23 protein-coding genes are annotated in these 22,310 nt (G+C 65.7%); 14 read left to right on the top strand and 9 right to left on the bottom strand.

All coding sequences use genetic code 11. The features are described from left to right. Positions 1-94: 94 nt before the first annotated feature. From AC06FB_RS12600 to tadA, 3 genes are all read right to left on the bottom strand, one after another. Positions 95-967, bottom strand: a complete 873-nt coding sequence (locus tag AC06FB_RS12600; RefSeq protein WP_053517871.1) for an EcsC family protein — start codon at positions 965-967, stop codon at positions 95-97. Between the two features lie 64 nt (positions 968-1,031). Next, positions 1,032-1,604, bottom strand: coding sequence for an oligoribonuclease (orn, locus tag AC06FB_RS12595; RefSeq protein WP_053517870.1), 573 nt, complete (start codon positions 1,602-1,604; stop codon positions 1,032-1,034). 75 nt (positions 1,605-1,679) lie between these two features. Then, positions 1,680-2,204 carry a tRNA adenosine(34) deaminase TadA gene (tadA, locus tag AC06FB_RS12590; RefSeq protein WP_053517868.1) on the bottom strand — a complete coding sequence of 175 codons (525 nt, stop codon included), beginning with the start codon at positions 2,202-2,204 and terminating at the stop codon, positions 1,680-1,682. A gap of 111 nt (positions 2,205-2,315) precedes the next feature. On the opposite strand from tadA, the gene AC06FB_RS12585 reads away from it, so the two are divergent. Next, the gene (locus AC06FB_RS12585) at positions 2,316-2,753 is read left to right on the top strand and encodes an acetyltransferase (protein WP_164153107.1); all 438 of its coding nucleotides are present in this window, start codon (positions 2,316-2,318) and stop codon (positions 2,751-2,753) included. Between the two features lie 10 nt (positions 2,754-2,763). On the opposite strand, the gene AC06FB_RS12580 is transcribed toward AC06FB_RS12585, so the two are convergent. Then, positions 2,764-3,270: a GNAT family N-acetyltransferase gene (locus tag AC06FB_RS12580; protein WP_478053752.1), complete on the bottom strand. Its 507-nt coding sequence runs from the start codon at positions 3,268-3,270 to the stop codon at positions 2,764-2,766. 304 nt (positions 3,271-3,574) lie between these two features. On the opposite strand from AC06FB_RS12580, the gene AC06FB_RS12575 reads away from it, so the two are divergent. From AC06FB_RS12575 to AC06FB_RS12545, 7 genes are all read left to right on the top strand, one after another. Next, positions 3,575-4,786, top strand: coding sequence for an MFS transporter (locus AC06FB_RS12575; protein ID WP_277380827.1), 1,212 nt, complete (start codon positions 3,575-3,577; stop codon positions 4,784-4,786). Positions 4,787-4,922: 136 nt separating this feature from the next. After that, positions 4,923-5,192: a hypothetical protein gene (locus tag AC06FB_RS12570; protein WP_053517866.1), complete on the top strand. Its 270-nt coding sequence runs from the start codon at positions 4,923-4,925 to the stop codon at positions 5,190-5,192. A 129-nt stretch (positions 5,193-5,321) separates the two neighbouring features. Beyond that, a complete protein-coding gene (locus AC06FB_RS12565; RefSeq protein ID WP_053517864.1) occupies positions 5,322-5,576 on the top strand; it encodes a hypothetical protein in 255 nt (84 codons plus the stop codon). A gap of 106 nt (positions 5,577-5,682) precedes the next feature. Beyond that, complete coding sequence (locus AC06FB_RS12560) at positions 5,683-5,922, top strand: hypothetical protein (protein WP_053517863.1); 240 nt, start codon at positions 5,683-5,685, stop codon at positions 5,920-5,922. Positions 5,923-5,926: 4 nt separating this feature from the next. Then, entirely contained in the window at positions 5,927-6,112 is a 186-nt protein-coding gene (locus AC06FB_RS12555) for a hypothetical protein (RefSeq protein WP_111187042.1), read from the top strand. Positions 6,113-6,201: 89 nt separating this feature from the next. Then, positions 6,202-7,905, top strand: a complete 1,704-nt coding sequence (locus AC06FB_RS12550; RefSeq protein ID WP_478053751.1) for an ATP-binding protein — start codon at positions 6,202-6,204, stop codon at positions 7,903-7,905. 102 nt (positions 7,906-8,007) lie between these two features. Further along, positions 8,008-10,149, top strand: a complete 2,142-nt coding sequence (locus tag AC06FB_RS12545; RefSeq protein ID WP_478053750.1) for a TonB-dependent siderophore receptor — start codon at positions 8,008-8,010, stop codon at positions 10,147-10,149. 54 nt (positions 10,150-10,203) lie between these two features. Here the strand turns inward: AC06FB_RS12545 and AC06FB_RS12540 are convergent, their stop codons facing one another. Then, the gene (locus AC06FB_RS12540; protein ID WP_180877047.1) at positions 10,204-10,626 is read right to left on the bottom strand and encodes a hypothetical protein; all 423 of its coding nucleotides are present in this window, start codon (positions 10,624-10,626) and stop codon (positions 10,204-10,206) included. Continuing rightward, on the bottom strand, positions 10,623-11,309 hold the full coding sequence (locus tag AC06FB_RS12535; protein WP_478053749.1) for a hypothetical protein: 687 nt from the start codon (positions 11,307-11,309) through the stop codon (positions 10,623-10,625). Before AC06FB_RS12535 ends, AC06FB_RS12540 begins: the two co-directional genes overlap by 4 nt. A 268-nt stretch (positions 11,310-11,577) precedes the next feature. Here AC06FB_RS12535 and AC06FB_RS12530 point away from each other — a divergent pair, with 268 nt between their 5' ends. The 6 genes from AC06FB_RS12530 to AC06FB_RS12505 all read left to right on the top strand — a co-directional run bounded on the left by AC06FB_RS12530 (position 11,578) and on the right by AC06FB_RS12505 (position 18,108). Further along, positions 11,578-12,192 (top strand): hypothetical protein, encoded by a 615-nt coding sequence (locus AC06FB_RS12530; RefSeq protein WP_197601012.1) that lies wholly within the window; start codon positions 11,578-11,580, stop codon positions 12,190-12,192. Between the two features lie 49 nt (positions 12,193-12,241). Beyond that, on the top strand, positions 12,242-13,561 hold the full coding sequence (locus AC06FB_RS12525) for a retropepsin-like aspartic protease (protein WP_262218788.1): 1,320 nt from the start codon (positions 12,242-12,244) through the stop codon (positions 13,559-13,561). A gap of 637 nt (positions 13,562-14,198) precedes the next feature. Next, a complete protein-coding gene (locus AC06FB_RS12520) occupies positions 14,199-14,756 on the top strand; it encodes a hypothetical protein (RefSeq protein WP_197601014.1) in 558 nt (185 codons plus the stop codon). 68 nt (positions 14,757-14,824) lie between these two features. Continuing rightward, complete coding sequence (locus AC06FB_RS12515) at positions 14,825-16,114, top strand: retropepsin-like aspartic protease (RefSeq protein ID WP_346480592.1); 1,290 nt, start codon at positions 14,825-14,827, stop codon at positions 16,112-16,114. 48 nt (positions 16,115-16,162) lie between these two features. Then, positions 16,163-17,440: an HlyD family secretion protein gene (locus tag AC06FB_RS12510; protein ID WP_080375280.1), complete on the top strand. Its 1,278-nt coding sequence runs from the start codon at positions 16,163-16,165 to the stop codon at positions 17,438-17,440. Between the two features lie 110 nt (positions 17,441-17,550). Further along, entirely contained in the window at positions 17,551-18,108 is a 558-nt protein-coding gene (locus AC06FB_RS12505; protein ID WP_111187022.1) for a hypothetical protein, read from the top strand. Positions 18,109-18,219: 111 nt separating this feature from the next. Here AC06FB_RS12505 and AC06FB_RS12500 read toward each other — a convergent pair whose 3' ends face one another. Genes AC06FB_RS12500 through AC06FB_RS12490 form a run of 3 tightly spaced genes read right to left on the bottom strand, consistent with a single transcriptional unit; the run spans position 18,220 to position 22,300 of the window. Continuing rightward, a complete protein-coding gene (locus AC06FB_RS12500; RefSeq protein WP_164184964.1) occupies positions 18,220-20,424 on the bottom strand; it encodes a peptidase domain-containing ABC transporter in 2,205 nt (734 codons plus the stop codon). Beyond that, positions 20,424-21,248, bottom strand: a complete 825-nt coding sequence (locus AC06FB_RS12495; protein WP_164153095.1) for a Fic family protein — start codon at positions 21,246-21,248, stop codon at positions 20,424-20,426. Before AC06FB_RS12495 ends, AC06FB_RS12500 begins: the two co-directional genes overlap by 1 nt. Then, entirely contained in the window at positions 21,248-22,300 is a 1,053-nt protein-coding gene (locus tag AC06FB_RS12490) for a DUF6932 family protein (RefSeq protein ID WP_322523152.1), read from the bottom strand. Before AC06FB_RS12490 ends, AC06FB_RS12495 begins: the two co-directional genes overlap by 1 nt. Positions 22,301-22,310 lie beyond the last annotated feature (10 nt).

The raw sequence follows: 22,310 nt of genomic DNA, 5'->3' as shown, positions 1-22,310 counted from the left end.
ACAGTTGTTCCGCCGAGGCAATGATAGGCTCGCCCGAGGTCTCGCCCGGGGTCAGATCCCTTTGCACGGCAGAGGGATCTGACCCCGACACCGGTTAGAGCGTCGGCTCGATCAGGGCGCCGCCATGCGCCACGCGGTCATAGCAGGTGCGCACTACATCCTCACCGTACTTGCGCTCCAGCCGGCGCACGATGAAATGCCCGCGTGCCATGTCCTGGTAGTAGTCGGTGAACATGGTGTTGAGCGTGGCGCCGGCGGCAGCACCCACGATGGGGACCGCCTGCGCGGCGAACTTCTCGGTCACCACCACACCGAAACGCGCGGCGACCTTCTCCACCAGCTTGGCCAACAGCTTGCCGGCCTCCTTCGGGGCCACGCCCAGGGTGAGGTCGCGGCCGGTCACCACGCGGCCGGCCAGCTCGGCCGACAGGTGGCGCATCACATCGGTGGTGAAGCCGCGGGCCAGGTAGTAGCCGGTCTCGCTGGCGTCGTCGCGCGGCGAATTGCCGCCCAGCGCGAACACTTCCAGACAGGCCTGGCGTGTGCTGAACTCGGACAGGTCGAAGCCTTCGCTGCGCGCCACATCGGCCACGGCGCGCATCATGATGGTGGTCGACACCGGCAGTTCGATGAACAACGCGGCAAAACCGAAGGCACCGCCGACCGCGCCGGAGGTTGCGGCAGCCACCTTGTGCCAGCGGGTGGATGCGCCCTTGCCGGGTGAATTGTCCATGCTCCACAGCGCCGCCTGCGCGGATTTCGACAGCGCCGCCTGCACCGCGCCGTGGATGCGGCTGGACACCGACGTCGGCAGGGCCTTCACTGCGAACTCCAGCGGCGTGCCGACCAGGTTGGCCATGCGCGCGGTCAGGGTCGGCGCCTCCAGCAGTGCCACCGCCCGCTGCAGGTCGGACCAGTCGCGGGCGTCGTGGGCGATATCGCGCGGCAGCAGGATCGGCTCGTTCATGGGCCGATAGTAGCGCCACGCGGTTGAACGATGGGTAGCGCCGGGCCATGCCCGGCGTCGTCGTTCAGGCAGTCGGCAACCCCGAAAGCGCGCCCATGAACCGGCGGTAGTGGCGCAGCTCGTTGATCGAATCATGCACGTCGCTGAGTGCGGTGTGGCTGCTGTTCTTGCCGACGCCGGCGGCCACGCCCGGCGCCCAGCGCCTGGCCAGTTCCTTCACCGTGGACACATCCAGGTTGCGGTAGTGGAAGTACTTCTCCAGGCGCGGCATCTGGCGGTGCAGGAAGCGGCGATCCTGGCAGATCGAATTGCCGCACATCGGCGACAGGCCAGCCGGAATCCACTCCGCCAGGAAATTCACCGTCTGCGCCTCGGCCTGGGCAAGGGTCACGCTGCTGTCCAGAACGCGCTGCCACAGGCCGGAACGACGATGCTGGTTGCGGTTCCACTCGTCCATCGCCTCCAGCGTCTCCAGCGGATGATGGATGGCGAATTCCGGTCCTTCGGCCAGCACGTTGAGCTGGGCATCGGTCACTACGGTGGCGATCTCGATGATCGAATCGTTGTCGGTATCCAACCCGGTCATTTCCAGGTCGATCCAGATCAATCGCTCGTTGGCCGCGCCGTTCTCCACCATCGTGTCGTCTCGCTGCAGGGCTGGCCCGCGGGCCGCCGGAAAAGGAAAGGGGCGCCCATCATACCCTTTCGCTGCTCAACCCTCGTCCGCAGGGCCTTCCAGCAGCAGGGGCGGCTTGCCGCGCTTGGCCCGGAAGTAGTTGGTCAGCCGCGTGCTCGCCTCCTTGGCCAGCACACCGCCGTGGATCTCCACGCGGTGGTTGTGGCGCGCGTCGCCCAGCAGGTCGAACACGCTGCCACAGGCACCGGTCTTCGGGTCGCTGGCACCGTAGACCAGCCGCGACACGCGCGCATGCACGATTGCCATCGCGCACATCGCGCAGGGCTCCAGCGTCACGTACAGCGTGCTGCCCAACAGTCGATGGTTGGCCAGCGCCTTGCCGCCGGCACGCATCGCCACGATCTCGGCGTGCGCGCTGGGATCGTGCGAAGCGATATTGAGGTTCCAGCCCTCACCCAGCAGCTGGCCGTCGGCACCGACCAGCACCGCACCGACCGGGATCTCGTCGAACTCGCGCTGCGCGCGTTCGGCCAGCGCCAACGCATGGCGCATCCACTGTTCGTCGGCGTCGTGCACCGGTACACCCGGGGCGTCGGTCATGGCGGTTTCCGTGAGGCGGCGGAGCTCAGGCGCACAGTGTAACGCCGGGCTGCGCAGCGGATGCCAGAATGACGTCATACTGTGCTGCCTGCCCGCTTCACGTTCCCCCCCATGACCACCCTGCGCCCCTCGCGCGCCGATGACGGTGCCGCACTCGTCGACCTGTGGCGCCGCGCCGTCGACGCCACCCACGACTTCCTCAGCCCTGAAGACCGCCTGGCCATCGATGCCGAAGTGGCTGGTTTCCTGCCCCAGGCGCCGACCACCGTGGCCGTGGATGCAGATGATCGTCCTCTGGGCTTCATGTTGATCGACGGGACGCATCTGGAAGCCTTGTTCATCGACCCGGACGTGCGCGGCACCGGCATCGGCCGTCAGCTGCTGCAGCACGCACTGGCCGTGCATCCGCAGCTGAGCACCGACGTCAATGCGCAGAATGCGCAGGCAGTGGGGTTCTACCTGCGCATGGGCTTCACCGAGACCGGCCGCTCAGCGCTGGATTCACAGGGCCGTCCGTATCCGCTGATCCATCTTCGGCACGCGGGCTGAACGCCCGCGATCAGTGGGTCGCTTCGAACGCCCGGGAGTAGCGCACCTCTCCCTGCGCCAGTGGCGGCTGCAGGCACAGCGCCTGGAAGTACTCGGCAGGAACGCCCGGCAGCACCAGCCCCGGCTCGGCGCGGAAGCCGAAACGAGCGTAGTACGCCGGCTCGCCCAGCAACACGCAGCCTCGCGCGTGCTGCTGGCGAAGCGCCTCGATGGCCGCGCGCATCAATGCGGTACCGATGCCCTGCCCCTGTCGCTCCGGCAGCACCGAGATCGGGCCCAGGCCGTACCAGCCGCTGCTGCCGTCGCTGACGGACACCGGCGAAACAGCGACGTGGCCGATGACTTCTCCGGCCGCGTCGGCCACCAGCGAGATGCTCAGCTCGCCGCGCTCGCGCAGCGCATCAACGATGTACTGCTCGGTGTGACTGCTGTGTCCGGCCGCGGCGAAAGCGGCGGTGGTCAGGGCATGGATGGCGGCGATGTCGGCCGGCATTTCAGTACGGATGGAAAGTGTCATGGAGCACCTTGAGCTAGGCCACGCACCGGCCCGGAGACCGCCGCGACAGGGAACGAAGGGTGTAACAACCGTGCATCCGCGATTGTCCAACCGCGGAGGTCTCGCGGAAGACAGCGATGCAGCCTGGGCAGGCACCCGCACGGTGCTCTGCTCCGCTATGGAGATGTTCATGGAAATGGAGATCCCGTCAACATGCGGTGCGCAGCACTACCACTGGCCGGACGCTGATTCTTGGCAGCCGGCGATGACCCCTGTTGCGGTGCAGCAGTACAATAGCCTGCTCCCCCGCCCCCTGCGCCCCCGCATGAGCCCCAATTCCTCCCTGGCCGCGCAGCTGACGCCCCGCCAGCGCACCCTGATCATCCTCGCCCTGTCGCTCGGCGGCTTTGCCATCGGTACCAGCGAGTTCGCCAGCATGGGCCTGATGCTGGAAATCAGTCGTGGCCTGTCGATCACCGAAACACAGGTCGGCCATCTCATCAGCGCCTACGCCATCGGCGTGGTGGTCGGTGCACCGGTCCTGGCGTTCGTCGGCGCCAGCTTCCCGCGCCGTCGCCTGCTGCTGGCGCTGATGGGCTTCTATGCAGTCGGCAATCTGGCCAGCGCGCTGGCACCGAACTACGCCACCATGCTCATCGCGCGCTTCGTCGCGGGCCTTCCGCATGGCGCTTACTTTGGCGTGGCGATGCTGGTAGCGGCGGCGATCAGCCCGGCCGGCCAGCGCGGCCAGGCGATGTCGCGCGTGCTGCTCGGCCTGTCCATCGCCATCCTGATCGGCAACCCGCTCACCACCTGGCTGGGCCAGCAACTGAGCTGGCGTACGGCGTTTGCGCTGGTCACCCTGCTGGCCATTGCCACCGTTGCGATGATCGCGCGCTTCCTGCTGCCCGACCCGGAGGAGGTGCGCACCTCGCCGATGCGCGAGCTGCGCGCCTTCAACACCACGCAGGTATGGCTGGCACTGGCCATCGGTGCGGTCGGATTCGCCGGCATGTTCTGTGTGTTCACCTATCTTGCGCCGACCCTGGTGCAGGTGACCGGGGTTGCCGAATCGTGGATGCCGCTCGCCGTGGGTGTGTTCGGCATCGGCGCCATCATCGGCAACATCGCCGGCGGCTGGCTGGTGGACAGATTCCACTTCAAGGCCGCCGCGCTGGTACTGGCGTGGTCGATCGTGATGCTGCTGCTGTATCCGCTGGCTGCGCAGTCGGTGTGGACCATCGGCCCGATGATCATCACCGTGGGCACCATGGGTGCGCTCGCCGCCGTGCTGCAGACCCGCCTGATGGATGTGGCGGGAGAAGCGCAGACGCTGGCTGCGGCCTCCAACCATGCCGCGTTCAACACCGCCAACGCGCTGGGACCGTGGCTGGGTGGCATGGCCATCAGCGCCGGCTTCAGTCCCGCCACCACCGGCTATGTCGGCGCAGCCACGGCCTTCGGTGGCCTGCTGCTGTGGTGCATCGCGGTGATGCTGGAAAAGAACCGCGCACGCACGGTCGCCCGCAGTCACTGACACTGTCCTCCGGCCGTCCCGCAGCGCCGCACGCGGCAGGCAGGCCTGCGGCGGCGGCCGACGGGACTACACATGGCGTGGATATCCGTTCGGGCAGACTTCGATCAACACCCCCTGGTCGATCGTCCGGACCGCAATGCCTCCCCGCCGTGCCCCTGCCCACCATGACGCGGTCGCCCTGCAGGCCGGCGTGCTGGGCAGTGTGCTGGGTATCGCGCTGTTCAAGGCGTCCGCTCTGTCGGCCATCGCTGCGGGGTCACTGATGACCACCGGACTGTGGCTGCTCACCTGCGTCCTGCTGGCGGCCTGGGCCCTGGCCGCCTGCCTGGCCTGCCTGGCCCTGAGCCGGCGGGTCTTCATGCTGATGCTGGCGCTGTCCGCACTGTTCATGATCTGCGTCGCGTAGCCCGCAGATGCCACAACCGCAGAGTATCGCCACACTTGTTACTGAATAACAAGTGCAGGCAGACCGATTGCGTCGGCACGGGGTCACATTATTGAATCAGGGCACCCCCACTTTCCCAGGATGCCGTCCATGCCTACCTGCTTCGCCCCCGCCGCGCTCCGCGCCTCGGTCTATGCCGTCATGCTTGCCTCGCTCGCTGCCTGCGCCACCTATGACGACACGGCCATGCATTCGGGCTGCCAGGAATCACCGCACCTGAAGGACCTGCCGCCGCAGGTCGCCGCACGCGAAAGCCGCTGCAACAAGAGTCTTGAAGTCTGGTCCAGCGAGCGCAAGGGCGATGACAAGCCACTGGATCTGAGCGGCAAGAAGAAGGAGCTTTGAAGAAAGCTCTGACGGCGGGGTGTCTTGATGCGGCCGATGCACACAGCTGACTGCGCCGTCACGGGTGGCAGGCGAGGATGCGGACGTGTACTACTCGCGAGCGGTTATGTCCCACCCTGTCATCCGCGCTTTCGAAGCCGTCTTCAACCTGTCCGGTGGCGTTGAACGCATCACCGCGCTCACCGTCACCTGCCACCATTGCGCGGAGACCACCTCCGCCAGTGAGGACACATTGCTGCAGCTGCCAGGCGGTGCCCTGTTCCGCTGCGAGCGTTGCGGCTGCCACCAGCCGATCAGCCATGCGCGTGTTTCGGAGTGGCAGCTCCCGTCGCTGCTGGGGGTATGAGGCGATGGAGCTGACCGCAGCGCAGATCAGGATCCTGCAGGACATCGCCGACGCGCAGCCGGTGCGCGGTGACGCTGCGACCTGGGCAGTGAATGCGGGCTTTGCGGTGCAGGCCGAGGATGCGGACATCGACCTGACGCCGGCAGGCCGGCACGCCCTGGCCGGGCAACCAGGCCAGGAGCCAGGCTAGCCGCTGCGGTTGCCCCGACCCATTGGCGATGTGCAGGCCCTGCTGACATCGGTTCGGCTATGCTGCCGCACCTTCCCGCGCCGACGGCCATGCATCCTTTCCCCCTTCCCGTCTCCGCACCCGACCAGCTTGCCTATCGCCTGCTGCAGGACAGCGACTGGGCACGCTCGCCGGCGGCGGCACAGGCGCCCTGCGAGCTGCGCACGCTGCTTGCGATGATCCTCGACTCTCCGGAACCTCTGTGGATCGCCTGGGGCCAGAGCGAAAAGGCATTCTTCTTCAACGATGCCTACCTGCCGATGCTGGGTGACAAGCTGCACGGCGCCATGGGCAACCGCCTGGGCGTGGTGTGGTCTGACGTCTGGGCCGATGTGGAGCATGCCATCGATGCGGCGTTCGCGGGCCGCAGCCGCAGCTTCAAGAACCTGCCGCTGATGATGGACCGCGACGGCACGCTGCGCGAGACCTTCTGGACCTTCTCCTATTCGCCTCTGCGCGATGCCAGCGGTGCCGTCGCCGGGATCATCTGCGTGGTCAGCGAGCAGACCGAACGCGTGATCGAGCGCGACCTGCACAGCCGCCAGGTGGCCGCGATCACCGAACAGGCGCGCGAGGCGCACCTGGAACTGGTGCGGGCCCGTGAGCAGCTCAGGCAGTCGCAGAAGCTGGAAGCCATCGGCCAGCTCACCGGAGGCGTCGCGCACGACTTCAACAACCTGCTGCAGGTCATCACCGGCTCGGTGGACATGCTGCTGCATACCTGGCCGGCGGAAGATCCGCGACGCCGCTACGTGCAGGCGATCGGCAATGCGTCGGACCGGGCCACACGGCTGACAGCGCAGCTGCTGGCCTTCTCGCGCCGGCAGAGCCTGTCACCGGAGGTGTTCGACCTGTGCGAGAGCGTGCAGGCCCTGTCGGACATCATCACCACGGTACTGGGGGCACGCATCCAGGTGTCGGTCAACCTGCCTGATCGCCCGCTGCCGGTGCTGCTGGACCGCACCCAGCTGGACACCGCGCTGATCAACATCGCCGTCAATGCGCGCGATGCGATCGACGGCCACGGCACGGTCACCATCGACGTCGAGCAGGTTACGGCGGTGCCTTCGGTCCGCTTCGCGGCACCGCTGAAAGGTGACTTCGCCGCCATCAGCGTGACCGATACCGGCTCTGGCATCGACCCGGGCGTGGTGGATCGCATCTTCGAACCCTTCTTCACCACCAAAGGCATTGGTGCCGGCACCGGCCTGGGCCTCAGCCAGGTATTCGGTTTCGTCAAGCAGTCCGAAGGCGAGGTGGACGTCAAGAGCGAGGCTGGCGTCGGTACCCGGTTCACGCTGTATCTGCCGCTCACCCGTTCCAGCGAGACGGTGGCGCGGCCGGCGGCACAGCCGGGCCTGCTGCACGGGCACGGGCTGTGCGTGCTGGTGGTGGAGGACAACGTGGATGTGGCCGAGTTCGCGGTCAGAGCCCTGCGCGAACTCGACTATGAGGTGGTACTGGCCCGCAACGCCAATGAGGCACTTGCCGAACTGGAACAGGACGCCACGCGGTTCCATGTGATGTTCAGCGACGTGGTGATGCCCGGCACCAACGGCCTGGAACTGGCCCGGCACGTGCGCGATCGCTTTCCGGATCTGCCCATCATCCTGACCAGCGGCTACAGCGAGTTGCTGGCACGCGACCCCGGCCACGGCTTCACCCTGCTGCGCAAGCCCTACTCGCTCAAGCAGCTCGCCGTCGTGATGACCGAGGCCGCGGGCCGGAGGGAGGTTGCGACGATACGGGCGTAACGTCCTCCGCACGTGCCCAGATGTCCATCGCGCCATCAGGGAATAGGCACAGCATCACTGCAAATGCTAATCTTTCTCATTTGCGGTTGCCAATCCCCTCCCATGACCCTGTTCCCGCTCCGCCGCCGCGCGCTGTGCGCGGCCCTCGCCCTGCCCCTGGCGCCCCTGGCACAGGCCGCCGCCCCACCCACCACCGCGACCACCCAGCTCGACAAGGTCGAAGTGCGTGGCCGTGCTCAGACGCTGTACCGGGTTGACGACGCCGCAGTTGGCACCCGCACCGATACCCCGCTGGAGCTGGTGCCGCAATCGGTGCAGGTGGTGCCGCGCGAGTTGATCGACGACCAGGCTGCGCGCCAGGTGACCGACCTGTACCGCAGCATCAGCGGCATCAGCTTCTTCAGCTATGCGGGCGTGACCCTGCGTGGCTTCCGGCAGGAAAACGTGCTCTATGACGGCCTGCGCGGCGACCCGTATGCGGGCTTCGCGGTGCCCCAGCTGTTCAACATCGAGCGGGTGGAGGTGCTGAAGGGTCCGGCCGGCGCACTGTATGGCGGTGGTGATGCCGGCGGCGTCATCAATTATGTGACCCGCAAACCGCGGGCCACGACTGAGCGCCGCATCGAAGTCCAGCTGGGCAACGAGGATTTCCGCGCCGGCTCGGTCGAGGCCACCGGCCCCCTGGATGCGGCCGGCCGCGTGCGCTACCGCGCCGGTCTGTACGGCGACACCGAGCAGGGTGTGCGCTGGAACACCGACAGCGAAAGCGTGATCGGCGATGCATCGTTGGCCTTCGATGTGGGCGATACCGGCGAGCTGACCCTGCAGTTCACCGACATCACCCAGAACCTGGGCGGCAACCGCCTGCGGGGTGTACCGGTGAATGACGCAGGTACGTTCCTGACCGATCGCCGCTGGAACCACAACGAGGCCAGCGACTTCCTCGACATGCGCGCGAAGGTCGCCCTGGCGCAGTATCGCTTCGCGCCGGCCTCAAATCTGGATGTGGATTTCGCCGCGCGCTGGTTCACCAACAACGAACACCAGATGTATCACGAGCCGATGGGGCTGATCGACCGCGATCGCGATGGCGTGGCCGAGTGGATGACGCGCCAGCTGCGCAACCAGATCCGCGACAACGAGGCGTTTACTGTCAACGGCAATGCCGTGTGGCGGGTCAGTACCGGCCGCATCGAGCATAAAGTGCTGTTCGGCGCTGACGTGTACCAGCTCGATGCCGACTTCACCGCGCAGACCGCCAACAGTGCCGACCTCGCGCGCGGTGCGGGACCGGTGCGTGGCATCGACCTGTTCAATCCAGTGTATGGCGCCAGCACCTGGCACGACTACGCTCTGACTACCCTGCCCTGGCGCAGCACCTCCACGCGCAGCACCCGCTACGGCGGCTACCTGCAGGACGAACTTGCGCTGGGCACGCGCTGGCATGTGCTGGCCGGCCTGCGCTGGGATGGCTTCAAGGACGAGGATCGCCTCGGCGGCAGCAGCGTGGATGGGCACGACCTCAGCTGGCGGCTGGGCAGCACTTTCACCGTGCGCGAGGGGCTGAACCTGTACGCGAACGTGGCCAGCGGATTCGTGCCACAGAGCGCGGCCAACCAGGACCGTGCTGCCGGCGGCCCGTTCGACGCTGAACGCAGCAAACAGTGGGAGATAGGCATGAAGTCGCTGCTGGCCGAGCGTGTGACCCTGAACATGGCGGCCTACCGCATCGACCGCAGCAACATCGTGCAGGCCACCGGCGAAGTGACCGCAGGCGTGAACCAGCTCGCCGCGCTGGGCCTGGTGCGCAGCACCGGCATGGAACTCGATCTGCTGGCCGATGTGACCGATCGCTGGGTGGTGAACCTCACCTACGCGTACAACGACGCACGGGTGAAGGATGCGGGCCCGAACGGCATCACCAACGCCTCCGGAGACCGCTTCGCCAATGCACCGCGCAACACGCTCGGCCTGTGGACGCGTTACGACCTGCCTGCGCTGAACTCGGCCATTGGTTTCGGTGCCGACCATGTCGGCGAGCGCATCAGCCTGGACGGGCAGAGCGTGAAGGCCTACACCGTGTTCGACATGAGCTGGAAGACCACGTGGAAGCAGTGGCAGTTCCAGGCCAACGTCAAGAACCTGTTCGACAAGGTGTATGCGGCCAGTGGCTTCATTGCGCGCAACGGGCACTTCCCCGGGGAACCGCGCCGGGTGTACGTGCAGGCGGCCTACCGCTTCTGACGGGCGATCGCGCTGCCGGCCCCGCGCAGGGGCCGGCAGCCTGCAGCACCTGCGTTACCGGGCGGGTGCCGCCGGCACCAGCACGCCATCCTTGAACGAAAGCGGGATGGTCACCGCCCCCTGCGGCGATGACAGCTGAAGGGTCAGCGACTGGCGGGCCGACGTGCAGGACGAGGCGATGCCCTGGAACCAGGAGCGCTCCGGTACCTGTGCATTGATGGCCTGCAGCTGCGCGGCAGGAACCGCGACGCCATCCACCTTCAGGCCAGTCAACCTGACCGGACCCGGTGATTCCACCACGAGCTCGAACACGCGGCTGCCACAACTCATCTGGTGCTGCGAGGTGTAGCGGTTGGCAGGCACCCCATCTTCGCTGCGCAGCACCGCCAGCCCTGGCGAATCGGCACGCGCCACCGGCGCACAGGCTGCTGTGCCCACGGCCAGAACGGCCACCGCCCATGCGGCCTCTATCTTCATAGCGTCGTACCCAGTGTTTCCGCATCGCGGTCGTTGAAATCATACTCACGGGTCACACCATCGGGCCCGATGATGTAGTAGCGGAACTCTTCGGCATTCATGCCGTTGTCGCGCAGCAGATCGGCCACGCCCCAGTCTCCGCCTTCGTAGGCCACGCCGCCAACGGTGCGGTTGTCGGACGGGTACTTGTTGACCTCATGCGTCTCCGACGGGAAGACCCCGGCCGGATGGGAATGGATGATGCCCACCACCTGGCCCGGCGAGATGCCCCACTCCAGCAGCGGATAGCTGATGGCCCCGGGATTGCTGGCATCACCGCGCGCCAGTGGGCTGGTCTTGATTTCACCGGTCACTGCGTCGCGGTAGATCACCGTGCCCAGCTCCTGGCTCTGATAACCCGGATCGGCCTTGATCAGTGCCTCCACCTCACGCGCGATGGTGTCAGCCTGTCCATCGACCTGCTCATACGCGCTCGGCGGCGCTTCGCCACCGCCACCGCCGCCACCACCGCCATCGCCCGGGTCCCACGGATCGGTCCAGTCTGGCGGATCGATATCCGGCCAGCCGCCGTCATCCGGCGGCAACGCATCCACCGGCGGCAGATCGGTGGTGTCGATCTGCGCACCGCCAGAGACCAGTGCGAGCTCTTCCAGCGACAGCTCGCGAATTCCATTTTCCTGCATGCGTGCAACTCCTTGCTTCGAGCGTGAGGTGTGGTGTTTAGCGCAGCAACTGCGTGAAGGTCAAATAGCACATTCGCATTACGTCAAGATGAAGAATCGTCGTTGCGCAAGTGCGATGCGCGTTCATTTTTATCGTCTATCACCCTTCCGTCCGAATCAGATTTTTCTGACAGAGCACTGTCCACTTCGTGTGATAAATGTCCGAGGGCCGCATGAAGGCGGCAACGACGCATCCGTAATCTGCATCGGACAAACAAGGAGTTGTGAGATGTCTGCAAGTGGAGTTCGTGATCTCTCCCCCGAAGAACGCGCACTGGTCTCCGGTGGCGCGCAGGTGGACACCACCGATCTGCCGCCGGTCGATGTGACCCCACCGGACGACTGGGGTCCCAACCCGGATCCGCCGGACTGGCCTGATCCGTGGGATCCGGGCGATGGCGGTGGCGGCGGTGGCGGCGGTGGTGGTGGTGGTGGCGACGGCGGTGGTGACGGTGACGGACAGCCGGACTTCACCTTCATCGATGTCAAGCCTTTTGAAAGCAAGCTGACCTACACGCCGGGCGAGAATGGCGAGCCGGGCTTCAACAAAGCGGTGTTGACCTACCCGATTCCCAATGAATTCGGCCAGTGGACGGTCAGCACCGAGCTGAAGTTCAACACCGACGGCACCTTCAAGGACGGCAAGGGCACATTGGATTTCGTCGGCAACGATGGCAGTCTTCTCAAGTGGCAGCTGAACGAAGGTTCCTGGACCTCCACCGTCAATGGTGGTTACTACTGGGATATCGGCGCCGGCTTCGGCTTTCAGATCAACCTGATCTACAACTCAGCGGACAACGACATAAAGGGCGAAGCCCAGTTCCTCTACAACAAGAGTCCTTGATCCCTCTTGGGATGCCGCGTCCGCGGACGCGGCATCCATCTGGAGTCCCATGCGTCCCCTTTTACTTGCATTGCTGCTCGTTTCATCCTGTGCTGGTGCCGCTGAGACAACCCGCGTCACGCAGATATTCAACGACCCCACGCCGGTCAGCCAAGCGCTGGCTCAAGGTGATGTCGCTGCACTACGGCAGCTGCAGGTCAATGCAACCAATACCGTCGTAAAGAAGATGGCCAGGGCCGCCGAACGCCGCGTTCTGCTGGACGTTCCTGGAGCCCGCGAAGCGTCAGATGAATGTATCCAGATGGCGCAGCAGACTACGCATCTGGCCGGGCTGACTGTCTGCGGAGCACTGCGAGCTGGCGTCGAGGTGGTAGCGGGTGACCTGCCTGCATGGGCACGCCTGTCGATGCAGGCGCGGGAGCGCGTTCGGGCCGCTGCGGAGAAGCGGGGCAAAACATTGGGAAATGTCGATGTATTCACCCGCATTCCAGACTACGCCGCGATGGCCGGTCGGCCCGCTCCCAAAGTCGATTCATCTGGCCAAGGACGTATCGCCCTGCACACAGGAACGGTTACGGTAGCGTCCAGCCAGGATCACGACGGCGGCCGTGTCGCTTATCCCAACATGGCGCAACTGCAGATTGACGGAAAGACTCTTGAGGTCTTGGTCGACACAGGCTCGGCACTGACCATAGTGCATCCCGCGGCGATAACTGCGCCCCCGCTCATGGAGGGATTCACGCTGTCCGGCGTGCTGGGCGACTCACAACAGCGCAGCAGGATCGCCCAGCCACAGACCCTCCAGTTTGGTCCGTTGATCATCTCGCAGCCATTGGTATCCGTCAGCGAACGCATTCCTGCGAACCTTCTTGGCCTCGATGTTCTATCTCGTCTCGGCCGAGTCCTGATCGGCAAGGATGGCCTGCAGGTGCTCGCGGAGGGATCTGCCGCTCCGGCCTGCGACGCCCCGATGTTCTCGGCGGCAGACCTGAGCGGTACGCAGACCGTCCCAAGGTTGTTCATTACTGTTGACGGCAAGCGCCAGGAAGCAATGCTGGATACTGGTAACAGTGGCGAGTTGATGGAAGCCCTGCCAATCGGTGTGGCTCTGCCACCAGGTTCAGTTCAACACAGTGTTGTTCAAGGCGTACAAGGACAGCAGCGAAGAGCATCGGTCGCGCGCGAAGCCGTTGTGCAGACCTTGGACGGCTCTGCAGAATTGCAGATGAGCACATCCACTGGAAACCATCCAAGCAAGACGCGCTATGTGCTGGGCGGCGGCAGCCTGCGCAAGGTCTCCATCTATCTGGATTTCATCACAAACAAGGCCTGCCTGATGTCTTTGGGGGCTACCCAGTCGGCACACTGATATCGCATCCTGTTTGAATCTCCGCATCAGCACAGCCACTCAGGCCAGAATGGAATCAGCCGGCTGATGATGAAGAGCCTGATACGATCAATTGAAGGGGTCTGCTGCAGTGCAGAGCAAACTACTCGTATTCGTGGCTGTCGTTGCGATGGCATCCTGCAGCAGCCATGGCGACGCCTATCTGGCGCAGGGGGCTCGTGAAACCACGGCTGCACGCCAATGCATGGACCAGTGTCGGGACCACTATGCCAGCTGTCATTCCGCCGGAAGCAATAGCGGCTGCCTGGGCTCGGCATCCCAATGGGGTGGCAACTGCGAAGAAATCCAGGACAGGGATCTTCGTCGATCATGCCAGGCGAGCGTGGATTTCTGCCGGAATCGCCTTCCGGACATCAAGTGCGGGGAAATACGCGACCGCTGCCTCAGTGCCTGCGGTGGGGGCTAGCGTGTCGCAGCAAGCGGCCGCTGAACGAAAGCAAGCGCAGGGCGCGTTCATTTTTGTCGTTTATCACCCTTCTGTCCGAATCAGATTTTTCTGACAGAGCACTGTCCACTTCGTGTGATAAATGTCGGAGCGCCGCATGAAGGCGGCAACGACGCATCCGTACTCAGCATCGGACAAACAAGGAGTTGTGAGATGTCTGCAAGTGGAATTCGTGATCTCTCCCCCGAAGAACGTGCACTGGTCTCCGGTGGCGCACAGGTGGACACCACCGATCTGCCGCCGGTCGATGTGACCCCGCCGGACGACTGGGGTCCCAACCCGGATCCGCCGGACTGGACCGATCCGTGGGATCCGGGCGATGGCGGCGGTGGCGGTGGTGGCGGCGGCGGCGGTGGTGGTGGGGACGGCGGTGGCGAGACCACCTTCAGTTCCAACGCCAGCATTGATGGCAACGGTGTAGCCAGCGCGACCCAGACATGGGTCTTGCAGGACTACAACCTGACCTTCAATCTGACCGAGAACCTGAATCTGACCAATGGCAACTGGGGCCTGGCCGGTAACGGCAGCTTCCAGTATGCAGGCCAGACCTACACCCTGGGCCTGACCACCGATCACTTCAATGTGAGCAACTACAACGCCAGCTTCAACCAGGACTTCGGTAACGGTGTGTCGTTCAACATCGGCCTGACGTTCGATCCGAACACCAACTCGTTCACCGGCCAGTTCAACCTGGTCATCAGCGGGTTCTGACGCTGCACCGGAACATCGGCCGCCCGGGAGACCGGGCGGCCGATACGTGTCACAGAGGAGCTGAGGCAATGAAATTCCTGATGTCCGCAGTGATCGCACTGGGCGTGGCCGCCCCCGCCGGGGCCCGCGATGTGGTCGCTGAAGACAGCCATGGCATCACCGTAGCGGTGATGCAGGGCAACAGCGCGGCCCTGGAGCGGATCGGCAAATCCAATACCACGGCACGGCTGGCCGCACGTGCCGGCTACCACCGCACGCGTGGCGAAATCGCCCAGTCCAATCGCTGGGCCGACACCTGTATCGCCGACGCTGCCGTGGTGGCCGAAAAGAGCCAGGGGGTCATGTACCTGTGCCGGAGCCTGCGTGCCGGCAACCGTCTGCTGGAAGGCGACATCGCCGGCTGGGCCGCCGACATGCAGAAGGTCCGCGCGCTCTATCAACAGCATGTCGCGCCGTCGCTGCGTGCAGGCGAGGAAGTAAGCGGCATCACCGCCCCCGCGTTCGAGTCCTTCAGCCAATGGCCGCGATCGGCCACGCTGGCCGCACCGCCGCCTGCCGGAACCCGCCTGCCGCTGTCGGCCAAGGCCGGTGTTCCTGTCATCCGCGGCAAGATCCGGGGCGGCCAGGATGGAAAGCAGCGCGACATCGACTCCGATTTCATCATCGACACCGGCGCCACCCGTTCGCATATCAGCCGCAAGGCCGCACAGGCGATGGGCCTGGCGGTGACCGACGGCTTCGCCACCGACAATTCGCGGCCCGGGCAGACCGTGGCGATCGGCCTGGCCGCTCCGGTCGATGTGCAGCTGGGCGATCTGCACTTCAGCAACGTCGCCTTCACGGTCACCGACCAGATCGAGTTCAACATCATCGGCCTGGACCTGCTGTACCGGCTGGGTCCGCTGGTGCTGCGGCCCACCGAGCTGGAGCTGCTGAAGACACTGCCGGCCGATACCTGCCGGCAATCCCTGGCAACCACCTCTGCACTGTGGGGCGGCCAGTACTCGCTGCGCCTGCCGATGCGCATCGGCAAGCGCGACGAGCTCGTCCTGCTCGACACCGGCACCGATGTCGCACTGGAAGCCTCCGGCGTGGACCTGTCCACCTACCCACAGGCCAGCCTGGTGCAGCGACGCCGCTGGACAATGCACGGCCTGCAACCGGTCCGCTACGCCGAGGCCACCGCCCCGGTCACGTTCAATGGCCGCACGGTCACCCTGCAGACCCAGGTCTCCGACCAGCCCGCCAACGTGTTCCCGATCTCCTGGCGGGTGGGCTTCGGCCTGCGCGACGATTACGACTACTACGTGGACGTGGCCGGTGGCCGTGGCTGCCTTGCGCCCCGAACCGCGCGATGATGTCCCTACCCATCCCACTCTCCGCAACGACGCGGCACCGCAGGCCACATGGAACCAGCCAGAAAGGATGAGACGGCGGATGTGATTCCGCTGTTCCGCAACGAAGCGATCGAGGCCGCCACGCAGCGCTTCGGCTCACCGGTGCAGGCACCGGGTGTCGGCATGTGGCTGGCCACCGGCTTCGTGGTTGCGCTGCTGGGCCTGGCGGTACTGTTCCTGGTGACCACCTCGTTCCCGCGCAAGGAAACCGTATCCGGTGCGCTGGTCCCCTCGCGCGGCTTGTTGCCGATCATCAGCCAGCGCTCGGGCATCGTCAGCAACGTGCATGTGGAGGAAGGCGCGAAGGTCCGCCAGGGCGACCCCATCGTCAGCGTCTCGGTGGATTCGGTGATCGACACCGGCGAAAGCACCGGTGCCACCCTGTCCGGCATGGCCGAGCGCCTCACCCAGGCGTCGGTCGATCGCGAACGCGCCACCGAAGCATCCCTGGAAAGCCAGGAGGCCGGCATCCGCGAGCGCATGCTGGGCACCACCCGCCAGCTTTCGGTACTGCGTGACAACGTCACGCTGTACCAGCAACAGCAGGCCATCGCCGAGAAGACCGTGCACGACCTGGGCCGCCTGCGCGCGGACAAGCTGGTATCCGAACTGCAGTACCGCGACGCGGAGGTGCGGGTACTGAACGTGCGCCAATCGGTGGCCGAAGTGCAGACGCGCATTGCCCAGCTGGAACAGGAGCACGAGCAGATGCGGCACGAGCTGGGCCGCCTCAAGGCCGAGCGTGACGCCAACCGCGCCACCGCGCTGTCCGAACTGCTGGGCGCACGCGAGAAGGCGATCAACTACAAGCTGGGCACGCAGTTCAATCTGGTGGCGCAGTCCGCCGGGCAGGTCACCTGGCTGCAGGCCAAGCCGGGCGCCACGGTCACCGCCGGGCGCACGCTCGGGGTGATGATGCCGGAAGGCTCGCAGCTGTTCGCCGAGCTGTGGGTGCCCTCCTCGGCCATCGCCTTCGTCAATGTCGGCACCGACGTGCGGCTGATGTACGACGCCTTCCCCTACCAGAAGTTCGGCGTCGGCCGCGCCCGGATCGTCAAGATCGCGCGCTCACCGACATCACCAGAGGAACTGCCCGCCGACCTGCAGGCCGTGGAAAGCCAGTACCGCCTGCTGGCCGCGCTGGACGACCAGCAGATGCAGGCCTATGGCAAGGCGCTGGCACTGACCCCGGGCATGCGCCTCAAAGCCGATCTGGTTCTGGAGAAACGTTCGCTGCTGGACTGGCTGCTGGAACCGCTGCTGGCGGCGAAACGACGGCAGGAATGAGGTTGACGGTCGGCGCCGTCGCGGAACCGCAATGCCCACGCTCCGCGCAGAGCTGGCGATGAGGTGGCTTCCATGTGGCGACTTGGCGGCCATCTCCAGGAACAGGAACGATGAACCTCAATCTCTCCCGGAAGCATCTCCTGCTGCCTCTGTTGTCTTTGACCCTGTCACTCGCATTCCAGGCATCTGCTGAAGACGGCGCCCGAGGAAAGGACAGCAACGAGAATTCACTTGAAGACGTGATTCAGAAGCTTGCCGATGCCCCTTGGCCGCTGGGCTTCGATTTCTTCCGAAGCATGGGCGCACGTGAATTCATGCAGCAGGGCAACAGCAATACCGACCCCGTCGTTTTCAGGTCAAGCCCGATCGAGACCCGCGATGGTTACCGGATCGCCTATACCGAATTCAGGATCCATCCGCGCCTGGTGCAGGGAATCAGTTTCTTCTATGCCAAGCTGGAACAGGGTCATTGCTATCCCGCTGCGTCCTTGAAGGAAAAATACGCGCTTGAGCAGTTCATGTATCCGCCGAGCCCGCACAATGCAGCCGCTGAACGAGTGAGCAGGGAATCTGCTTACGAGCTTCGTTCCAATGGGACTGTCCTGCACTTCACTACCGATGGATCCCGCGACGAGTGCCTGCTCAGCTTCTATCGCGCCGCACGCTAGGATATGCGCCCCACCGTGCAGTGAAGGATGGCGATTGTCGGGCGCTGAGCGCCCGGTAATTCTGGTTGGATGCCCGCATCGGCGTGGTTTCATTCCTGGCTGTAGCACGCCTCAAAGCCTGTCTGGTTCTGGAGAAGCGTTCGCTGCTGGACTGGCTGCTGGAACCGCTGCTGGCGGCGAAACGACGGCAGGAATGAGGTTGACGGTCGGCGCTGCTGTGGGCGCCGCTGCGGTGGGCTTGCGGGTATCGCCCACCACCCTGCCCTGATCGATGCGCACCAGACGGTCGGCCAGGCGCATGGTGTCGGGGCGGTGGGTGATCAGGATGCGGGTGATATCCAACTGCGCCAGCGCCTGGTAGATGCGGCTCTCGCGCGCCACGTCCAGGTTCGCGGTGGCCTCATCCAGCACCAGGATGCTGGGCTTGCGGTACAGCGCGCGGGCCAGCAGCAGGCGCTGCTTCTGGCCGCCGGAGAGGGTCGAGCCCATGTCGCCCACCAGCGTTTCCAGCTGCATCGGCATGCGCTGCACATCCTCCTTCACTGCCGCCATCTCCAGGCACTGCCAGACCAGCGCGATGTCCGGGCGCTCGGCGAAGAAGGTCACGTTCTCCACGATCGAACCGGTCAGCAGCTCATCATCCTGCATCACCACGCCCATCCGCTGACGGACCACGCGCGGCCCCCAGCTGGCGATGTTCAGCCCGTCATAGAGCAGCTCGCCGGCGCTGGGCGGGTACAGCCCGGTCAGCACTTTCACCAGCGTGCTCTTGCCACAGCCGGACGGGCCGGTGATGGCCACGAACTCGCCCGGCGCAATGGCCAGGTTGATGTCCTTCAGCGCCGGCGCTTCCTGTGCCGAGTACTGGAAGTACACCGAACGCAGCTGGATGTGTCCTTCCATGCTGTCCGACGCCGAAGGATCCTTGCTGAAGCCCTCTTCGCTGGGACTGAGGGCAATATCGGCAATGCGGTCCGAATGCAGCTCGGTCAGGCGCCAGGCGATGCACTGGTCCACCAGCGTGGTCAGCCGGTTGCTCAGCTGCTGCCGGTAGGCCACAAAGGCATACAGCGCGCCTACTGTCAGCGTGTTGGCCAGTACCGCCTGGGCGCCGATGTAGACGATGGCCACCAGGCTGAGGCCATCAAGCAGGGTGCGCCCCGCGCCGATGCCAATCTGCAGGTTGGCGCTGTTCAACGAAGCACGCACCAGATCGGCGTACTTGTTGGCCCAGATCGATTCGCGCGAGAACTCGCCGCCCATGGTCTTGATCGACTGCATCGCGCGCAGCGTTTCGATGCGCGTCCCGCGCTCGGCGATGTTCGCCTGCAGACTGGCCATGCCCATCTTCATCGACATCGGGATGGCGGCCACCCGCATCAGTACGTACAGCCCCAGCGCAGTCAGTGCGACCAGACTCATCAGCGGCGAGTAGACGAACATCAGCACGATGATGCCCAGCGCCAGCACACCGTCCAGCAGTGCGCCGATGAGCCCGTTGGCGATCAGCTGGCGGATCGGGTCGATCGACTCCATCCGCGACAGCGCATCGGCCAGACGGCGTCGATGGAACCAGGTCAGCGGCAGGCTGACCAGATGATGGAACAGGCGCCGGCTCATGTCCCAGCCCATCAACGCCGACGCCCGCTGCAGCGTGACCCCGCGCAGCGCCTCGGCCAGGCTGTTGAACACGGCCACCGCACCGAACCCCAGCGCGAGCGCCATCAGGAAGCCGCGGTCGCCGCGCAGCACACCCTCGTCCACCGCCAGCTGCATGAAGAACGGTGACAACAGCACGAAGCCCTGCAGCAGCAGCGTATAGACCAGCGTATGGAACAGCGCGGTGCCGACGCCGCCCTTGAAGCGGATCATCGACCAGATGTTGAGCGGCGAACGCTGCTTGCGCGGCCGGAAGCTGGGCGAGGAACTGACCTCCACCGCGATGCCGGTGAAGGCCTGGGACAGCTCCGCTTCGCTGAAGGACAGCGATCCATGGGCCGGGTCGATGATGTGGTAGCGGCCGCGTGAGACCTTCTCCAGCACCACGAAATGATTGAGCTTCCAGTGCAGGATGGCCGGCGTGCCCAGATGCTGCAGATCGCTGGGCTCGCAGCGCACCGGCCGGCACTGCATGTCCAGCGCGCTGGCCAGCGCGATCAGCTGGTTCAGGTCCACACCGCGCTGGGAGTTGTGGTACTTGCGCCGCAGCTCGCTCATTTCCAGATCCGCGCCCAGCATGGACGAGCAGATCGCCAGGCATGCCAGCCCGCATTCGCTCACTTCAGACTGCACCCGCCAATAGCGCTTGTTGAACATCAGACATCCTCGTTCCGGTCGGGCATGGCCGGCTGCTGTCCCAGCCATGCATACAACTCGATTGCCGTGCAGTGCCAGGCGTACAGCCCTTCCCAGCGACCGTACAGTTCCGCCTCGCGCAGGCGCACTTCGTAGCCGCCACGGGACAGCACCGTCAGCACCTTCAGCGGGATGAAGCAGGCCTGCGGAAGCCCGGCGCGGTGCAGGCAGAAATTGAACAGCGCGCGCCCCAGCCGGCCATTGCCGTCGGCAAAGGCATGCGCATTGTTGGCCAGCGCCAGCAGCTGCACCGCAGACCGCAGGCCCTCAGCCGGATCGGGCGCGGCCCGTTGCCGCAGCAGCTCGTCCCAACGCGCGGCCCCCTGCAGGGCCGGCACCATCGGCAGCTGCGCGCGCCCATCATGGGCGCGGATCCATACCGGCCCGCTGCGCAGCGCGCCGTCACCGCCGGTGCTGAGCGAGACGAAGCGCTGTACATCGGCCATCGACAGCGGCCCCTGCACGGTGCGGTGCCACTGCCGATAGACGTCGGCCTCGGCAGCCTCCGCCGCAGCCAGCGCGGCCAGATCGAACGCCGGCATCTGCATGTGCGCCGACAGCGGATGGCGCAGCTGCTGCACCGCCGCCCGCAGCCGCGGATGCCCGCGATGGGACCACAGCGTTTCGCAGGGCTGCGCACAGGGCAGCAGTGCGGGCAGCCTGAGGTTGCACGCCTGCAGCCGCTCTGCCAGCGCCGGGGACGGCTGCGGCGGCGGCAGCGGCATCAGCGCCCGTTCGGTGGCGACGGGGATATCCGTGGGCGCGGTGGCCAGGCGTGCGGTCATCACTGCCCCGTCCCGGTACCCGGCAGCAACAGCACCAGGCCATGTTCGCGCGCTTCGGTGCCCGGCCGGCGCGATTGATACAACTGGGTGAAGTACGAGGTCAGCTTGACCATCAGCCACGGCTCGGCGTCGCACGGCACGAAACGCATGTCGATGTGTTCAAGCAGGAACTTGCGGGTCAGCCGCTGCAGCGCACGCCCCGGCTCGAAGCGGACGTCTGCCCGCGCACTGTAGAACACCACGATGTCCAGATCGTTCGGCACGGCATTGGAGACGTCCACGAAGCTGCCGCCCACCAGACAGCAGTGCACCTGCACCACCTGCGCCAGGTCGGCGAGTGCGCGCCCCAGCGCCGCCAGCCGCACCCGACGCAGGCTGCTGCCGCCGAACGCGCGCTCGAAGGCCGCACGGTCGGCCAGCCAGGGGGAGGCATTGCCCGGTGTACTGGCAGCGATGGGCAGCAGGTACTGCGGCAGGCCCGCATCCACGATGTGCTGGAAGGGGGTTTCCACGGCGCCGGCGGGCGCGGCACCGGCCGGCCGGGCAGCGGGCGCCGGGCCCGCAACGCCCAGATAGGTACGGATGCGCCCTGCCTGTGCGCGCACGAGCGCGGCCTGGTCCGGGAACACCGCGACCGAGACGTAGGCGAAGCGGTCGGCCACTGAAAGTGAAAGCGCATCGAATGCCTTGCGCACTGCGATGCGCTCGTCGGCGGGGAAATCACGCTCCGGGAAGCGGGCAGCATCGGCCGACGCCGCCGTCGGCGCCGAGCACCGCTGATACAACCCGGCGTTGACGATGGCCAGATCCAGATCGGAAAACGCGGGATCGAAAGCCGCGCCATCGCGCAGCGAAAAGCCGAAGCGGGCCGAGCCGACAATCTGCACATCGGCCACCGGCACCGCCAGCAGCTGGCTCACTCCCCGCAGCAGCGGCGCAAGGCTTTCGGTGTCGCCGGCACACAGTGCCGGCCCATCCAGCGCGGCCTCGGCGATCTGCTCGGCCGCCACACTGCGCGCGTGCTGTTCGCGAATCCATTCAGCGTAGTTCATCAGGCATCCA

Source organism: Stenotrophomonas sp. Steno-C15 (assembly GCF_056393265.1).
The sequence above is the reverse complement of the archived record's forward strand: the minus strand, read 5'-3'. Positions and strand labels throughout refer to the sequence as shown.